Annotated in this window: 10 protein-coding genes; 3 read left to right on the top strand and 7 right to left on the bottom strand. The window is 72.7% G+C overall.

The window, feature by feature from the left end:
• Positions 1 to 7 precede the first annotated feature (7 nt).
• From xylB to MXD62_RS24130, 3 genes are all read left to right on the top strand, one after another.
• The gene (gene xylB / locus MXD62_RS24140; protein WP_248831740.1) at positions 8 to 1456 is read left to right on the top strand and encodes a xylulokinase; all 1449 of its coding nucleotides are present in this window, start codon (positions 8 to 10) and stop codon (positions 1454 to 1456) included.
• A 373-nt stretch (positions 1457 to 1829) separates the two neighbouring features.
• Complete coding sequence (locus MXD62_RS24135) at positions 1830 to 3077, top strand: phytanoyl-CoA dioxygenase family protein (RefSeq protein ID WP_248831739.1); 1248 nt, start codon at positions 1830 to 1832, stop codon at positions 3075 to 3077.
• A gap of 21 nt (positions 3078 to 3098) precedes the next feature.
• Positions 3099 to 4880, top strand: coding sequence for an ABC transporter ATP-binding protein (locus MXD62_RS24130; RefSeq protein ID WP_248831738.1), 1782 nt, complete (start codon positions 3099 to 3101; stop codon positions 4878 to 4880).
• A gap of 102 nt (positions 4881 to 4982) precedes the next feature.
• Here MXD62_RS24130 and MXD62_RS24125 read toward each other — a convergent pair whose 3' ends face one another.
• From MXD62_RS24125 to MXD62_RS24095, 7 genes are all read right to left on the bottom strand, one after another.
• On the bottom strand, positions 4983 to 7466 hold the full coding sequence (locus tag MXD62_RS24125) for a glycoside hydrolase family 78 protein (protein ID WP_248831737.1): 2484 nt from the start codon (positions 7464 to 7466) through the stop codon (positions 4983 to 4985).
• A 64-nt stretch (positions 7467 to 7530) separates the two neighbouring features.
• On the bottom strand, positions 7531 to 8817 hold the full coding sequence (locus MXD62_RS24120; protein WP_248831736.1) for an alpha-hydroxy acid oxidase: 1287 nt from the start codon (positions 8815 to 8817) through the stop codon (positions 7531 to 7533).
• Positions 8814 to 10232, bottom strand: a complete 1419-nt coding sequence (locus MXD62_RS24115; protein ID WP_368862443.1) for a rhamnulokinase family protein — start codon at positions 10230 to 10232, stop codon at positions 8814 to 8816. Before MXD62_RS24115 ends, MXD62_RS24120 begins: the two co-directional genes overlap by 4 nt.
• Before the next feature lie 52 nt (positions 10233 to 10284).
• Complete coding sequence (locus MXD62_RS24110) at positions 10285 to 11412, bottom strand: transposase (protein ID WP_248831734.1); 1128 nt, start codon at positions 11410 to 11412, stop codon at positions 10285 to 10287.
• 135 nt (positions 11413 to 11547) lie between these two features.
• Complete coding sequence (locus MXD62_RS24105) at positions 11548 to 13587, bottom strand: bifunctional aldolase/short-chain dehydrogenase (protein WP_248831733.1); 2040 nt, start codon at positions 13585 to 13587, stop codon at positions 11548 to 11550.
• A complete protein-coding gene (gene rhaI / locus MXD62_RS24100) occupies positions 13584 to 14750 on the bottom strand; it encodes an L-rhamnose isomerase (protein WP_248831732.1) in 1167 nt (388 codons plus the stop codon). The genes MXD62_RS24105 and rhaI overlap by 4 nt, the downstream gene beginning before the upstream one ends.
• Before the next feature lie 165 nt (positions 14751 to 14915).
• On the bottom strand, positions 14916 to 15677 hold the full coding sequence (locus MXD62_RS24095) for a DeoR/GlpR family DNA-binding transcription regulator (RefSeq protein ID WP_248831731.1): 762 nt from the start codon (positions 15675 to 15677) through the stop codon (positions 14916 to 14918).
• Between the last annotated feature and the right edge of the window lie 51 nt (positions 15678 to 15728).

Genomic DNA, 15728 nt, shown 5'->3' with positions numbered 1-15728 from the left:
CGCCGGCATGGCGCTCGTCGCGGGGATCGACTCGTCCACCCAGTCGTGCAAGGTGGTCATCCGGGACGCCGACTCCGGCACTCTCGTCCGCCAGGGAACCGCACCCCATCCTCCCGAGACGGAGATCGACCCCGAGCACTGGTGGACGGCCCTGCGCACCGCGGTCGAACGGGCCGGCGGCCTCGGCGACGTCGCGGCCGTCTCGGTCGCCGCCCAGCAGCACGGGATGATCGCGCTGGACCACGCCGGGCAGGTCATCCGGCCCGCGCTGCTGTGGAACGACACCCGTTCCGCCGCGGCGGCGGCCGACCTCGTGGCCGAGTGGGGAGCCGAGCGGTGGGCGGCCGCGGTGGGCCTGGTCCCGGTCGCCTCCTTCACCGTCACCAAGCTGCGCTGGCTCGCCGACCACGAACCCGACGCCGCGGCCCGGATCGCCGCGGTCGTGCTGCCCCACGACTGGCTGACCTGGCGGCTGTCCGGCGCCCGGTCGCTGGACACCCTGCGAACCGACCGTTCCGACGCCTCCGGCACCGGCTACTTCGACGCCGTCAGCAACGCCTACCGGCGCGACGTGCTGGCCCTGGCGCTGCGCCGCGAGCCCGGCGGCGTCGAGCGGATCACGCTCCCGACCGTCACCGGCCCCGAGGCGGTCGCGGGGCGGGGCGACGCCGCCGCCGGCTGGGGCCATCTGCTCCTGGGGCCGGGGTGCGGCGACAACGCCGGGGCGACGCTCGGCCTGGGCCTGCGGCCGGGCGAGGCGCTGATGTCCCTGGGGACCTCCGGCGTCGTCGCCACGGTCGCCGCCGCCACCACCCGGGACGCCACCGGCGCGGTCGCCGGCTTCGCCGACGCGACCGGCCGTCACCTGCCGCTCGCCTGCACCCTGAACGCCAGCCGGGTCCTGGACGCGACGGCGGCCCTGCTCGGCGTCGGCCACGACGAGCTCAGCCGGCTCGCCCTGAGCGCCCAGCCGGGTGCCGCGGGCCTGGTGCTCGTGCCCTACCTCGAGGGCGAGCGCACCCCGAACCTGCCCACCGCCACCGGCTCCCTGCACGGCCTCACGCCGACGTCGATGACCCCGGCGAACCTCGCCCGCGCCGCCGTGGAGGGCGTGCTGTGCCTGATGGCGGGCTGCCTCGACGCCCTGCGCGCCCAGGGCGTGCGCATCGACCGGGTGACCCTCGTCGGCGGCGGCGCCCGCTCACGCGCCGTCCAGGAGATCGCGCCCGCGATCCTCGGGATCCCTGTCGCCGTGCCCGCGCCCGGCGAGTACGTCGCCGACGGCGCCGCACGGCAGGCCGCGACGGTCCTGGCCCGCACGGACGGCGCCACGCCGCCGTCCTGGTCGCGCGCCGACGCCGTCATCCACCGGGCCGAGCCGCTCCGCTTCGTCCTCGACCGGTACCGGGAGGTGGCGGCGACCGTCACCACCACGGTCGAGAGCCGGCGAGGCTAGCCGACGCGGGTTGCCGGCGTGGGTTGCCGGCGTGGGCTGTCGGCGTGGGCTGTCGGCGTGGGTCGCCGGCGCCCGGCTCACCACTTGCACGCACTAGTAACCCGGTATTAGGCTCCTACACGTTCCGCGGTAGGTGCACAGGCCAGGGTTCAGACCCGCAGACATGCCGATTGTCGAGCCGTGTCGCCGAGCCGCGTCGATCAGTGGTGGATGCGGATTCCGAGTTGCCGCCGGCCGTTTCCCGATCCTTTTCCTGACGACGTCGAGCTTCGAGCATCTTCCCGTGCCCCGCCTTTCCGCGGCGGCACGAATCGGCCCGATCACACGATCGGCAGGATGCTCGCCGGCGGCACACTCCGACGGGAGAATCGCCATGCCCATCGCTCTGGATCGCCGCACGCGTCGCGATGCCGACCTGCGCCACGTCAGCATCGAGGATTTTCTCGCCCGGGAGTTCCCGGGCCTCGTCGCCCGCCATGGCCCTCTCGTCGCGCAGGGGATCACCTTTCTGCAGGCACCACCGCTGTCCATCGAGATCGGCACGTCCTCCTGGTCGTTCTCGAGCGACGGCACGACCCTGACCGCTTCCCGCGGCACCATCGGGGGCGCGCTTGTCGTGACGCTCAGCGAGGCCGAGTTCTCCGACTGGGCGCAGAACCAGCGATCGTTCAACGCGATGCTGACCGCGCGCGAGCTGCGCTACCGCGACGGGTCCGAGGTGGACGTCTCCGGGTGGGACTCGCTCTGGCTGACGCTGCTCGAGGGCTGGCCGGTCGTGGACGACACGATCGAGTTCGTCGATCGTCACGGTGCCGCGCTCGACCTCGGGCACGTCCTCACCCCCGCCGACGATCCGGCGGACGTCTCGCACTTCCTGCGCGAGGCCGGTTACCTTCACCTGCGCGGCTGGCTGGACCCGGCGGACATGGCGGCGATCACCGCCGACATCGACCGGGCGCTTCCCGACTACCGCGAGGGTGACGGTCGTTCCTGGTGGGCGACCGTCGAGGACGGCAGCCGCCGCTGTGTGCGGCTACAGGAGTTCATCACCCGCTCCCCCGCGACCTCGGCGATCCTGCGCGGCGAACGCTGGGAACATCTCCGCGGCGTCCTGGCCGGCGACGACCTGCTCCAACGGCGTCCGTCGGACGGTCGGGGCCTGGAGGCGCTCATCAAGCCGGTCGACGTCACGGTCGGCGCGTCGGACGTGAGCTTCCACCGCGACTGTCACTTCGGCCGGCACGCCTACAGCTGCTCGAACCTGGTCACGGGGATCGCGGTCACCGGCAGCGGCGAGACGAACGGGCAGCTCCGCGTCATCGCCGGATCCCACCGCGTGCTGATGCCGGTGGAGATCGCGAAATCCCGGCCGTACCTGCCCGTCGTCGCCGTGCCGACCGAGCCGGGCGACGTCACGGTGCACCTGACCTGCACCCTGCACGAGTCGACCCCGCCCGTCGTCGAGGAACGGCGCGTCCTCTACACCGGATTCTCCCTCTTACCGCGCGCGGCCGACGCCGACGCCGAGGCGGTCGGCGGTGGCACCACCGGCGGCCACGCCCTGGCCGCGCTGCGCGAGCGGATCTCCCAGATCCTCCTCGACGAGGCGACCCGATCGTGATCGTGGGCGACGGATGTTCCCGTGACGCGTGAATCCGCGCGGAACCGCAGGTCTCCTGGGACCGGCGCGCACCCCCTGCGCACGCTGTTCAGTCACGCCGGCGACGGCAGGTGGCTGCTCGTCGGCGGCTACGCGCTCATCCTCGTCGACGCGGTCGCGCAGAGCCTCACGCCCGCGGTGTTCCGGGTAGTGCTGGACCGCATCCAGCAGGATCCGCGCCGGTTCCTGCACGACGGCTGGCAGGGGCCCGTGGTCGCCGCGGTCGCCGTCTCCGCGACGTTCCTCGTGGCGGCGTACTTCGCCCACACCTGGTGCCGTCGTGGGGCGACCCGCTGGGCGAACAACCTGCGGCGGGCCCTGTACGAGCACGTCCAGCGGCTCTCGATGGACTTCTTCCACCGATCGCGGGTCGGCGACGTCGCCGCCGCGATCAACCAGGACATCGAACGTCTGGAGGTGACGGTCTGGCAGGGCCTGACGGTGTGGTGGGCGCTGGCGGTCCTGGTCCTCTCGGTGGGACTCATCACCTGGGTCGATCCCTGGATGGCCCTGCTGGCGCTCGGCCTGCTCGCGGTGGCCCTCGGGTGGACGCTGCTGGTGCTCCCGCGGCTTCGCCGCCACAGCCGCGACATCCGCGACGAGCTCGGCCGGACCTCCGGGACCCTCGCCGAGATGCTCGGCGTGAACACGCTCCTCAAGGCGTTCAACGCGGAGGACGACGCCCTGCGCCAGGTACGCGGCGGCACCGACCGGGTGCGGGCCGGCTCCGAGGCCCTGGCCCGGCTCCAGCACCGCTACGCCGACCCGCTCGGCTTCCACCTCTCGTTCGTCGCGCCGTTCCTGCTCCTGTTCGTCGGCGCGTGGCGGGCCGCGTCGGGGACGCTCTCCCTCGGCGACGTCGTCGCCGTCTGGGGCTTCTGGCTGCGCGGGTCGAGCTCGCTGACCGTCGTCATGACCAGCCTCCCCGAGGTGCTGGCCGGCCTGGCCGCCGGCGAGCGGGCCGCGAGGCTGTTCGAGGAGCGCCCCGCGGTGAGCGATCTCCCCAAGGCACCGGCGTTAGCCGTCACCCGGGGTGGCATCACCTTCGAACAGGTCTCGTTCGCCTATCCCGGGCGGCGGTCGCACCTGGTGCTGGACGGCTTCGACCTGACGATCGCCCCGGGGCGCAGCGTCGCGCTCGTCGGTTCCTCCGGCGCCGGCAAGTCCACGGTCACCCAGCTGCTGCTCCGGCTGTTCGACCCCACCGAGGGCCGCGTGACCATCGACGGCCAGAACCTCCGCGAGGTCACCCAGGCCTCGGTGCGGGCCGCGGTGGGTGTGGTCTTCCAGGAGTCGGTGCTGATCAGCGGCTCGCTGGCGCGCAACCTGCGACTCGCCCGGCCGACCGCCACCGACCAGGACATCGAGGCCGCCCTCGAGGCGGCCAACGCCTGGGGGTTCGTCCGCACCTGGGAGAAGGGCATCCACACGGAGCTCGGCGAGCGCGGCGTCCTGCTCTCCGGCGGGCAGCGCCAACGCCTCGCCATCGCCCGGGTGATGCTGAAGGATCCCCCCGTCGTCGTGCTCGACGAGGCGACCAGCGCGCTCGACGCCGGCAGCGAACGCGCCGTGCTCGACGCCCTGGACCGGCTCCTGTCCGGGCGGACGTCACTGGTCATCGCCCACCGGATCGCCACCATCCGGCACTGCGACCAGATCGTCGTGATGGAGCGCGGCCGGGTCGCCGACGCCGGCTCGCACTCCTCACTGCTCCAGTCCTCGACGACGTACCGCTCGTACTGCCGCGAGCAGTCGGTGGCCTGAGTCCCGCGCCGGTGGCTCCTGCCCACCACTGACCGACCCGCCGGTCCACCCACGGTCCCCACGGACCACAGCCCACCCCGGCCTTCGCCAGCCGGCGGCGGTTCACGCCCGGAGTACCGCGAGCAGGTCGGCCTCGAGAGCCGGGGCCTGGGCCGGGAAGTACCCCAGTAGGACACGCAGGCTCGGCAGCGAGGGTTCCGTCCCGCTGTCGGCGTCGGCGAACTGGGGAAGGTGCCGGCGGAAGACCGGCTGGATCGCGGCCCACAGCGCGGAGTCGCGGAAGAGCTCCCGCAACGGGGTGTCGAGGGTGTAGTCGGGCCGGGCCCGCTTCGGGAGGTCGTACTCCCAGCGGTGGCTGCCCGGCCCGACGTGGACGGTCAGCGCGTCGGGGTGGCCCGGCAGGACGACGTCGGCGGCCGTCCCCGGCGGGACGTCGACGTCGACGGTGACCCGGCTGTCGGGTTCCTGGTGCCAGGCGACCCGTACCCGGCCGTGCGGCGTGTCGTGGGTGAGCGTGGCGTGGGTGAGGCCGCCGCCGGGCCGCGGCGCGATCCGCATCCGCCGGTAGCCGGGCTCGACGGGTTCGAGACCGCCGACGACCCGGTGCAGCCAGTCCGCGATGGCGCCCAGGGCGTAGTGGTTGAGCGACGTCATGCCGGTGTCGTGCAGCGTCCCGTCGGGCCGGATCGCGTCCCACCGCTCCCAGATCGTCGTCGCGCCCCGCGTCACCGGGTACAGGAACGAGGGGCACTCGGTCTGGAGCAGCAGCCGGTAGGCGGTGTCGAGCTGGTCGGTGCGGCTCAGGGCGTGCGCGACCAGCGGCGTGCCGGCGAAGCCCGTGCTGATCCGGTGTCCGGCCTTGTCGACCAGCTCGGCGAGCCGGCGGCCGGCGCGCGCCTGTTGGGCCGGGTCGAGGATGTCGAAGCAGATGGCCAGCGCGTAGGCGGTGGCCGTGTCGTTGGCGACCAGACCGGACGGGGTGACCCATTCGTCGCGGAAGGCCGCCCGGACCCGCTGGTGCAGTGCCGTGTACCGGGCGGCGTCGTCGGCGTGGCCCAGGACCTCGGCGGCCCGTGCCAGCTGGTGGGTGGTGTGGCACAGGTAGGCGCAGGCGACCAGATAGGCGTCCGTCCTGCCGCCGGCCGGGTTCTTCGGCGGTGCGTCCGGATCGAGCCAGTCGCCGAACTGGAAACCGGAGTTCCAGAGCCCCCGCTCGTCCAGCAGCCCCTCCACGCTGTCGATGAAGGCCGTCATGGACTCGTACTGGGCGGCGAGCAGCTCCCGGTCGCCGTACTGCTGGTAGAGGGCCCAGGGCAGGCTGACGGCGACGTCTCCCCACAGCGCGGTGGGCGTCGTGATCGGCATCGCCCCCACGTCCGGGACGACCAGCGGCACGTGGCCCTGCTCGCGCTGCTCGGCGGCGAGGTCGGTGAGCCACGAGCCCAGCACCCCGCGCACGTCGTAGAGGAACGCGGCGGTGGGACCGAAGGCGTTGATGTCGCCGGTCCAGCCGAGCCGCTCGTCGCGCTGCGGGCAGTCGGTGGGCACGCCGACGAAGTTGCCGCGCATCGACCAGACGACGTTGCGGTGCAGCTGGTTCACCAGCTCGTCGGAGGTCTCGAACCAACCGGTCCGGCGCATGTCGCTGTGCACCACCACCGCGGTCATCGCCTCGGTGTCGAGGCGACCGGGCCACCCTTCCACCTCGACGTAGCGGAAACCGTGGAAGGTGAACCGCGGCTCCCACGTCTCCGGGCCACCGCCGCGCAGGATGTAGCGGTCGGTCGCGAGCGCCGTCCGGTTGGGCCGGAAGTCCGCCTCACCGTCGATCAGAGTCTCGGTGTGCCGCAGGACGATCATGGTACCGGCCGGCCCGCGGACGGTGAGGCGGACCCAGCCCGACAGGTTCTGCCCGAAGTCGACGACCGTCCGCCCGGCCGGCGTCGTCAGGATGTCGACGGCGGGCAGCTCCTGCACCCGCCGGATCGGCGGCGCGCTCGGCGCGATCAGGGTGTCCAGGTCGCGTGGGACGACCTCGACCGGCGACCATTCCGCGTCGTCGAAGCCGGGCTCGGCCCAGCCCGCCGGTTCCCGTCGCGCGTCGTGGGTCTCGCCGTCGTAGATGCTGTCCGCCAAGGTCGCCCCGGTACCGGCACGCCAGTCGGCACCACTCGCGATCACCTCCACGCGGTCGCCGTAGTCGAGATCGAGTTGCAGGAAGCCGGCCGGGCGGTCCGCCCAGACGGCCCGCTTGCCCTCCTCCCAGGTGAGCCTGCCCACCGCCCAGCCCTCACCGAGGACGGCGCCGAGAGCGTTGACGCCTTCCACCACCAGGCCGGTGACCTCGTGACTGCTCACGACCAGGCGATGCCGGTAGGACGTCCAGCCCGGGGCGAGAACCTCGTCTCCCACCGGGGCCCCGTTCAGGTGGGCCTCGATCAGTCCCACCGCGGTGACGTGCAGGGTGGCGGAACGCAGGCCGGCGCCCACGGTGAACTCCCGGCGCAGATACGGCGCCGGTACGGGATCCCGCCCGCCCGGGTCGGACGGGGCGGCGATGAAGGCGGCGTTCCGGTGAGGGGGCATGGGACCTCGATCTCTGGCGGAACCGGCGACCGGCGACCGGCGACCGGCGGCGGGTAGGGGCCGGTCAGGCAGGCGGGCGGGGCGGTGCGGCGCGGGGCGTGGCGGCGAGGCGCGGTGCGGCCGGGTCTGCCGGCTCGGAGGGCACGTCGATGTGGCCGCGCCCGAGGTCCGCGACTCCGGCCGCGCCCAGGAGGGCCAGGGTGCGGTGGACGTCGGCGGCGAACCAGGCGAGCAGCCGGTCGACTCCGCGTTCCCCGGCGGCACCGAGCGCGTAGAGGTAGGCGCGGCCGGCCATCGCCGCTGTCGCGCCGGCCGCGACCGCCTTGACGATGTCGCTGCCGCGTCGGACCCCGCCGTCGCAGATGATCTCGCTGCGGCCGCCGACCGCGTCGGCGACCGGGGCGACGAGCGGCAGGGTGGCCGGCGCGCCGTCCAGCTGCCGGCCGCCGTGGTTCGACAGGACGATCGCGTCGACGCCGGCCTCGGCCGCGAGCTTCGCGTCCGCGACGGTCTGGATGCCCTTGACGACGATGCGGCCGTCCCACACCGAGCGCAGCCAGGTCAGGTCCGCCCAGGAGAGGCCGGGGTCGAACTGCGTGTTGATGTAGTCGGACAGCGTCACCGGTGACGCGCCGTCGCCCACGTCGCGGCCCGCGACGTTGCTGAACCGGATGGGTTCGCTGCGGACGAACTGCCAGGTCCAGCCGGGATGGAGCAGGCCGTCGAGGATCGTGCCCGGACCGATCGTGGGCGGCAGGGAGAAGCCCCTGCGGACGTCGCGCTCGCGGCGGCCGAAGACAGCGGTGTCGACGGTGAGGACGATCGCCTCGTACCGGGCCGCGGCGGCGCGCTCGATCATCTCCTTGACCAGGCCGCGGTCGCGCCAGGCGTAGACCTGGAACCACAGCCGCCCGTCGCTGACCGCGCGGACCTCCTCGATCGAACGCGTGCTCAGGGTGGACAGCGTGTAGGGAAGACCGGCGCGGGCGGCGGCGCGGGCCACGGCCAGCTCCCCCTGCGGGTCGGCGATGCGGGTGAATCCCGTGGGCGCGAGCACGAGCGGGTACGCGGCTGGCGCGCCGAGGATCTCCGTGCCGATCGAGACCTCGGGCAGGCCGCGCAGCACCCGCGGGCGGAAGGTCGTGGCGGCGTAGGCCCGCTCGTTCGCGGCGAGGGTGCGTTCGTCCTCGGCGGCGCCGTCGATGTAGTCGAAGACCCCACCGGGCAGCCGCCGCCGGGCCATCCGCCGCAGGTCGTGCACCGAGGCCGCCCGGGCCAGCCGCCGCTCGGTCCGGTTGGTCTCGACGGGACCGAACCGCATGACGGAACGCAGTGTCGCCAGGGGGTTCACGACGGCTCGTACCTCCGGAGGGTCGATGCGCGCGCGAGCTGCTCGCGCAGGTCTTCCAGGGTGGTCGGCGCGGCACCGTGGGCCCGTGCCTGGACGAGGACGTTGCCGAGCGCGGTCGCCTCGACCGGCCCGGCGACGACCGGCACCCCCGCCGCGTTCGCGGTGAGTCGGCACAGTAGCTCGCCGCGGGAGCCGCCACCGACGAGATGGATGACCTCGACCTGTCGCCCGGTCAGGTCCGCGGCCCGCCGCAGGGTCTGCGCGTAGGCGAGGGCGAGGGAGTCGACGACGCAGCGCGCGAGCGCGGCCGGCGTCCGGGGCACCCGGCCGTCGCCGTCGCGCACGGCCGCCGCGATCCGGGCCGGCATGTTTCCCGGCGCGATGAGCGCGGGGTCGTCGACGTCGATCACCGGGCCGCCGCGCGGCAGCGCCGCGGCGGCGGCGAGGAGATCCTCGAGGTCGGGATTGTTCCACTCCCGCAGGCATTCCTGCAGCAGCCACAGCCCGCCGACGTTGCGCAGAAACCGTACCCGGCCGTCGACGCCGATCTCGTTGGTGAAGTTCGCCGCGCGGGCGTCCGGGGTGAGTACCGGCGCCGGCAGCTCCAGGCCCACCAGCGACCAGGTGCCGCACGAGACGTAGCCGAAGCTGTCGGTCGTCGCGGGGACCCCGACGACGGCGGAGGCGGTGTCGTGCGAACCCACCGTCGTCACCGGGACCGGCGGGCCGAGCGCGTGCGTGACGCCACGGACGGTACCCGGCGCCTCGAGGTCCGGCAGGAGCCGGCGCGGGATGTCGAGCCGCCGCAGCAGCTCCTCGGACCACTGGCGCGTCCGGACGTCGAGCAGGCCGGTCGTCGAGGCGTTCGTGAGCTCGGTGCGCAGCCGCCCGGTCAGCCGGTAGGCCAGCAGGTCGGGCACCAGGACGACGTGCGCGGCCCGGTCCCACAGCGGGTCTCGCCGCTGCGCGGCGAGCTGGTACAGCGTCGTGAACGGCAGGAACTGCAACCCGTTGACGGCGAACAGCTCCTCCGGTGGCACCGCGGCGTGCACGTCGTCGACGAACCGCGCGGCGCGGCCGTCCCGGTAGGCGACGGGTGGCGCGAGCAGCTCGCCGTCGGCGTCGAGCAGGCCGAAGTCGACCGCCCATGTGTCGATGCCGATCGACTCCAGCTCGGGGCAGGCCCGGGCCAGCTTGTGCAGCCCGCGGAGCATCTCGCGGTGCAGGTGGTCGAGGTCCCAGCGCAGCGATCCCGCGGTCTCGACGAGCGGGTTGGCGAACCGGTGGACCGGCCGCACGGATACCGACGCGCCCTCGACCAGCCCGGCCATCACCCGGCCGCCGGACGCTCCGATGTCGACGGCGGCGAAGACCCTGGTATTGACATCCTCCCCGGTCTGAAGGCCGCCGGGGATTCCCGCACCTTGCGATACGGGTTCCTGCTTCACCAACAGACGCCTCCTCGCTCTAGGAGCGAGGTGGTCTCACTCCGTCTCCACAGGCAGACACCGCGAGCCCCGCGGCCAGAATGTTCTTCGCAGCGTTGACATCCCGGTCGTGGCGCGCACCGCAGCGGCACTCCCACTCCCGCACATCCAACGGCAGCTTCTCGACGATCGACCCACAGGCCGAACAGGTCCTGCTGCTCGGGTAGAAACGATCGATCGCAATCACCGTGCGGCCATACCAGTCGGCCTTGTACTCCAACATCCGCCGCAGCTCCGACCAGGAAGCATCCGAAATCGCCCGTGCCAGCGAATGGTTGCGGAGCAGGTTGCGGACCGCCAGGTCCTCGATGACCACCGTTTGGTTCTCGCGAATGATCCTCGTGGACAGCTTGTGTAGATGATCCCGGCGCCGGTCGGCGATCCGCCCATGCACACGCGCCACGGCAAGCCGGGCCCTGGCCCGGTTCGCCGAACCCTCCCGCTTGCGGGACAGCTCCCGCTGCGCGCGGGCGAGCCGGGCACGGTCGGCCCGCTCGTGCCGCGGGTTGGTCACCTTCTCCCCCGTCGACAAGGCGACCAGGGACGTCACCCCCGCATCGATCCCCACCCGTCCCGGCGACGGAGGCAGGCTGGTGACGGTCTCCTCGACCAGGATCGAGATGTGGTACTGGCCGCGGGCGTTGCGCGACACCGTCACCTGCGACGGCACCGCACCCTCGGGCAGCGGACGCGACCAGACGATGTCCAACGGCAGATCCTGCTTCGCCAGCCTGACCTGCCCGTCGCGGAAACTGAAGCAGTTCCGGAAGTAGGTCGCCGAGTCGAGGGTCCTGCCCTTCTTCTTGAAGGACGGGTAGCCGGCCCGCTTCTCCCAGAAGCTCACATAGGCGGCCTGCAGATGTCGCAGCGTCGCCTGCAACGGCCCCTTCGACGGCTCCGCCAGCCACGCCGTTTCCAGGTCGTGTTTCCACGCCGTCAGCATCATGTCCGTCTCGGCATGCGTGACCCGGCGCTGTTCGGAGAACCATGCCCGGTGCCGCTCCGCCAACGCCCGGTTGTACACGTAGCGCACACAGCCGAACGTTTTCGTCAACTGCTCGGCCTGCTCGGCAGTCGGGTAAAAACGGTACCTGTAGGCCCGCTTCACAACCCGACTCCCCACGACTGAAAGAATACATCATTCGATTGTCACCCTGACGGCGGAGTTGACGCGCTAACCCCGCCCTGAAGGACAGGGCCTGCGCGCTACGTTTCACGGGTCATGGCCAGCCCGGTGTCATGGTCAGCGCAGGAACGCGGCTGCGACGCCGGCGTCGACGGGGACGAGCAGGCCGGTCGTGTGGCTGAGCTCGCCCGAGCACACGGCCGCGACCGCGTTGGCCACGTGCTCGGGCAGCACCTCCCGCCCGAGCAGGGTCCGCCGGGCGTAGAAGGCGCCGAGCTCCTCCTCGGGAACGCCGTAGACTGCCGCGCGCTGTGCTCCCCACCCGCCGGCGAAGATGCCGCTGCCGCGCACGACGCCGTCCGGGTTGACACCGTTGACCCGGATCCCGTGCCCGCCGAGCTCGGCCGCCAGCAGCCGGACCTGGTGCGCCTGGTCGGCCTTCGCGGCGCCGTAGGCGACGTTGTTCGGCCCGGCGAACAGCGCGTTCTTGGAGACGATGTAGACGATGTCGCCGCCGAGCCGTTGCGCGATCATGGCTCGCGCCGCGGCCCGCGCGACGAGGAAGCTCCCCTTCGCCATGACGTCGTGCTGCAGGTCCCAGTCCCGCTCGGTGGTCTCGAGCAGCGGCTTCGAGATGGACAGGCCCGCGTTGTTGACGATGAGGTCGATTCCGCCGAAGGCGAGAAGCGTCGCCTCGACGGCGGCCTCGACCTCGTCCGCCTTCGTCACGTCGGCACCTACGCCGACCGCGACGTCGGCGCCGCCGAGCTCGCCCGCCGTCGCCCCGGCCCTGTCCGCGTCGAGGTCGGCGACGACCACGCAGGCGCCGTCGGCGGCGAGCCGCGCCGCTGTGGCCCGGCCGATGCCACTGGCCGCGCCGGTGACCAGCGCGATCCGGCCCGCGTGCCGCTTCGGCTGCGGGAGGCGGCGCAGCTTGGCCTCTTCCAACGCCCAATACTCGATCCGGAACTTCTCGCTCTCCGGGATCGGCGCGTAGGACGAGACCGCCTCGGCACCGCGCATCACGTTGATCGCGTTGACGTAGAACTCGCCGGCCACCCGTGCCGTCTGCTTGTCCCGGCCGTAGGAGAACATGCCCACGCCCGGCACGAGGATGATCGCCGGGTCCGCGCCGCGCATCGGCGGCGAGTCGACGGTGGCGTGACGCTCGTAGTACGAGCGGTAGTCGTCGCGGTAGGCCTCGTGCAGCTCCGCGAGCCGCTCGACGCACTCCTCGGGTGACGCCGACGCCGGCAGGTCGAGCACCAGCGGGCGGACCTTCGTCCGCAGGAAGTGATCGGGGCAGGACGTCCCGAGCCGGGCCAGCGCGAACAGCTTCTCGCTCGCCAGGAACTCCAGGACGGCGTCGCTGTCGGTGAAGTGGCCGACCATACGGTGGTCGCGGGACGCGACCGCGCGCAGGTGGGGTGCGAGCGCGGCGGCCCTGGCGCGCCGTTGCGCGGCCGGCAGCGCGCGCCGGCCGTCGACCTCGGCGCCGAAGGGCCGCGGCCGCCCGTGCCGTTCGAGGTGGAGCCGCGCCCGCTCGATGATCCAGGTGGAGTTGCGCTCGGACTCCTCGCTGGTGTCGCCCCACGCGGTGATGCCGTGCCCGCCGAGGATGCAGCCGACGGCGCCGGGGTTGTCCCGCCGCACGGCCGCGATGTCGAGGCCGAGCTGGAATCCCGGTCGCCGCCACGGCACCCACACGACCTTCGTACCGAAGACGTCCTTCGTGAGTTGTTCGCCGTCGGCGGCGGTCGCTATGGCGATGCCACTGTCCGGGTGCAGGTGGTCGACATGTGCGGCCCCGACGAGCCCGTGCATGGCGGTGTCGATCGAGGGCGCGGCGCCGCCCCGGCCGTGCAGGCAGAAGTCGAAGGCGGCGACCATCTCGTCCTCGCGGTCCTCGCCCGGGTAGACGTCCACCAGCGCGCGCAGGCGGTCCAGCCGGAGCACGGCGAGACCGGGCTCGGTCAGCGTGCCGAGATCGCCGCCCGACCCCTTGACCCACAGCAGCTCGACGTCGCGGCCGGTGACCGGATCGATCTCGACGCCCTTGGCGGAGGTGTTCCCGCCCGCGTAGTTGGTGTTGCGCGGGTCGGCGCCGAGCCGGTTCGACCGGGCGAGGAGCTCGGCGACGGTCCGGTTCCCGCTCACGCGCCCCACCCGGCCTGGGTGCCGCCGACCCGCTCGGCCGCGACGCGCTCCGCGTACCCGCTGGCCCGGAAGGCCGCTGTGGGGTCGGCGGGCAGCCCGCGCGACTCACGCCAGGCGGCGAGGTCGGCGCGCACGTCGGTGTAGAAGGCGTCCATGAGGACGGCGTTCGCGGCCAGCACGTCCCCGGCGCGCTCCGCCTCGGCGAGCGCGGCCCGGTCGACGAGCAGAGCGCGGGCCGTCATCTCCTGGACGTTGAGCACGGACCGGATCTGGCCCGGGATCTTCGCCTCGATGTTGTGGCACTGGTCGAGCATGAAGGTCACCTCGCTGCCCTCGTCGTAGCCACCGCCTCGGACGACCTCGGTCATGATCCGGAACAGTTGGAAGGGGTCGGCGGCGCCGACGATCAGGTCGTCGTCGGCGTAGAAGCGGGAGTTGAAGTCGAACGCCCCCAGCCGCCCCAGCCGGAGCAGCTGCATCACGATGAACTCGATGTTGGTGTGCGGGGCGTGGTGGCCGGTGTCCAGGCACACCACCGCGCGCTCGCCGAGCGCGAGGCAGTGGACGTAGGCGGTACCCCAGTCGGGGACGTCGGTCGCGTAGAAGGCCGGCTCGAACAGCTTGTACTCGAGCACGAGCCGCTGGTGCCCCGCCAGCCGGGCGTAGATCTGGCCCAGCGCGTCGGCGAGCCGATCCTGCCGGTCGCGCAGGTCAGCCTGGCCGGGGTAGTTCAGCCCGTCGGGCAGCCAGATCTTCAGGTCGCGGCTGCCCGTCACGTCCATGATGTCGACGCAGTCGAGGGCGTGTCTGATCGCCTTCGCCCGGACGCGCTCGTCGACGTGGCAGAGGCTGCCGAGCATGTAGTCGTCGTCCTGGAACGTGTTCGTGTTGATCGTGCCGAGCCGGACGCCGCTGTCCCGCGCGTGCTCGCCCAGCTTGCCGAAGTCGTCGACGACGTCCCAGGGGATGTGCAGCGCGACCGACGGCGCGAGCCCGGTCAGCCGGTGCACCTGCGCCGCGTCGGCGACCTTCTCGAACGGATCACGCGGGACGCCACGCTGCGTGAACACCTTGAACCGGGTCCCGGAGTTCCCGAACGCCCACGAGGGCAGCTCGATCTCCTGCCGAGCGAGGTCCTCTGTCGTCTGGCTGAATGCCCGCATCGTCGCCAGCCCTTCCGGCTGCCAGCCCTTCCGGCTGCTGTGAGATCTTGTAAATTGTCACACAATCTCGCACGGTCGGCAATCGTGAACCGAGAAGGCAGTCGTGAGCCGAGAAGGAGAGGCACCCGGCCGTACGCCGGCAGACGCGGCGGCGTCGGAGCCGCGTCAGAGGACCCGCGTCACCCGCCGGTAGGGCGCCAGCCGGTCGTCCTGCGGGTCGAGCTCGGTCACCAGCCAGTCGACGCGGTCCCAGTCGAGCCAGCGCGCGACGGCCCGCGTGCCGAGCTTCGAGGAGTCGACGGCCAGGACGATCTGCTCGGCACCCGCGGCCAGCGCGCGCTTGACGTCGGCCTCCTCCGGGGTCTCCTCCAGCGGGCCCGCCCGCTCGTCGAGGGCCGCCGCCGAGGCGAACAGCCGCCGCACGGTGATGTCCGCCGCCGCCCGGCTCGCCAGCGGGCCGACCAGGCTGCCGGTCCGCGGATCGAGCCGCCCGCCGGTCAGCAGCACCGAGATACCTGGCCTGTCCCGCAGCACGCCGAACGTGTCGGGCCCGTTCGTGACGACGAGCAGATCGTCCGCGCTGGTCAGAGCGCCGGCGAGCCGCATGACCGTCGAGGACGCGTCGAACGCGACCGCGCCCCCGTCCGGGACGAGCTCGGTGAGCTTCGCCGCGATGCGCGACTTCGCCGCCGCCATCCGGTCCCGGCGCTGGGCGAAGCTGCGCGGGCCGACGGAACGCGCCCCGCCGCGCACCCGGCGGGCCACCCCGCGTTCCTCCAGCTGGAACAGGTCCCGCCGGATGGTCATCTCGCTGACGTTGAGCGCCGCCGCCGCGGCGGTGATGGTGACCGCTCCCTGATCTCTGAGCTGGTCACTCAGCCAGGTCAGGCGGTCCTCGCCGGGAACGTTCCGCTGGGGCAGTGACACAGGCACCTCGCCGGACGCGGCGTTACGTGTGAGAACGGTGTGCGAAGCAAC

Origin of the sequence: Frankia sp. Mgl5 (genome assembly GCF_023242985.1) — a bacterium.
GTDB classification, from domain to species: Bacteria; Actinomycetota; Actinomycetes; order Frankiales; family Frankiaceae; genus Parafrankia; species Parafrankia soli.
The sequence above is the reverse complement of the archived record's forward strand: the minus strand, read 5'-3'. Positions and strand labels throughout refer to the sequence as shown.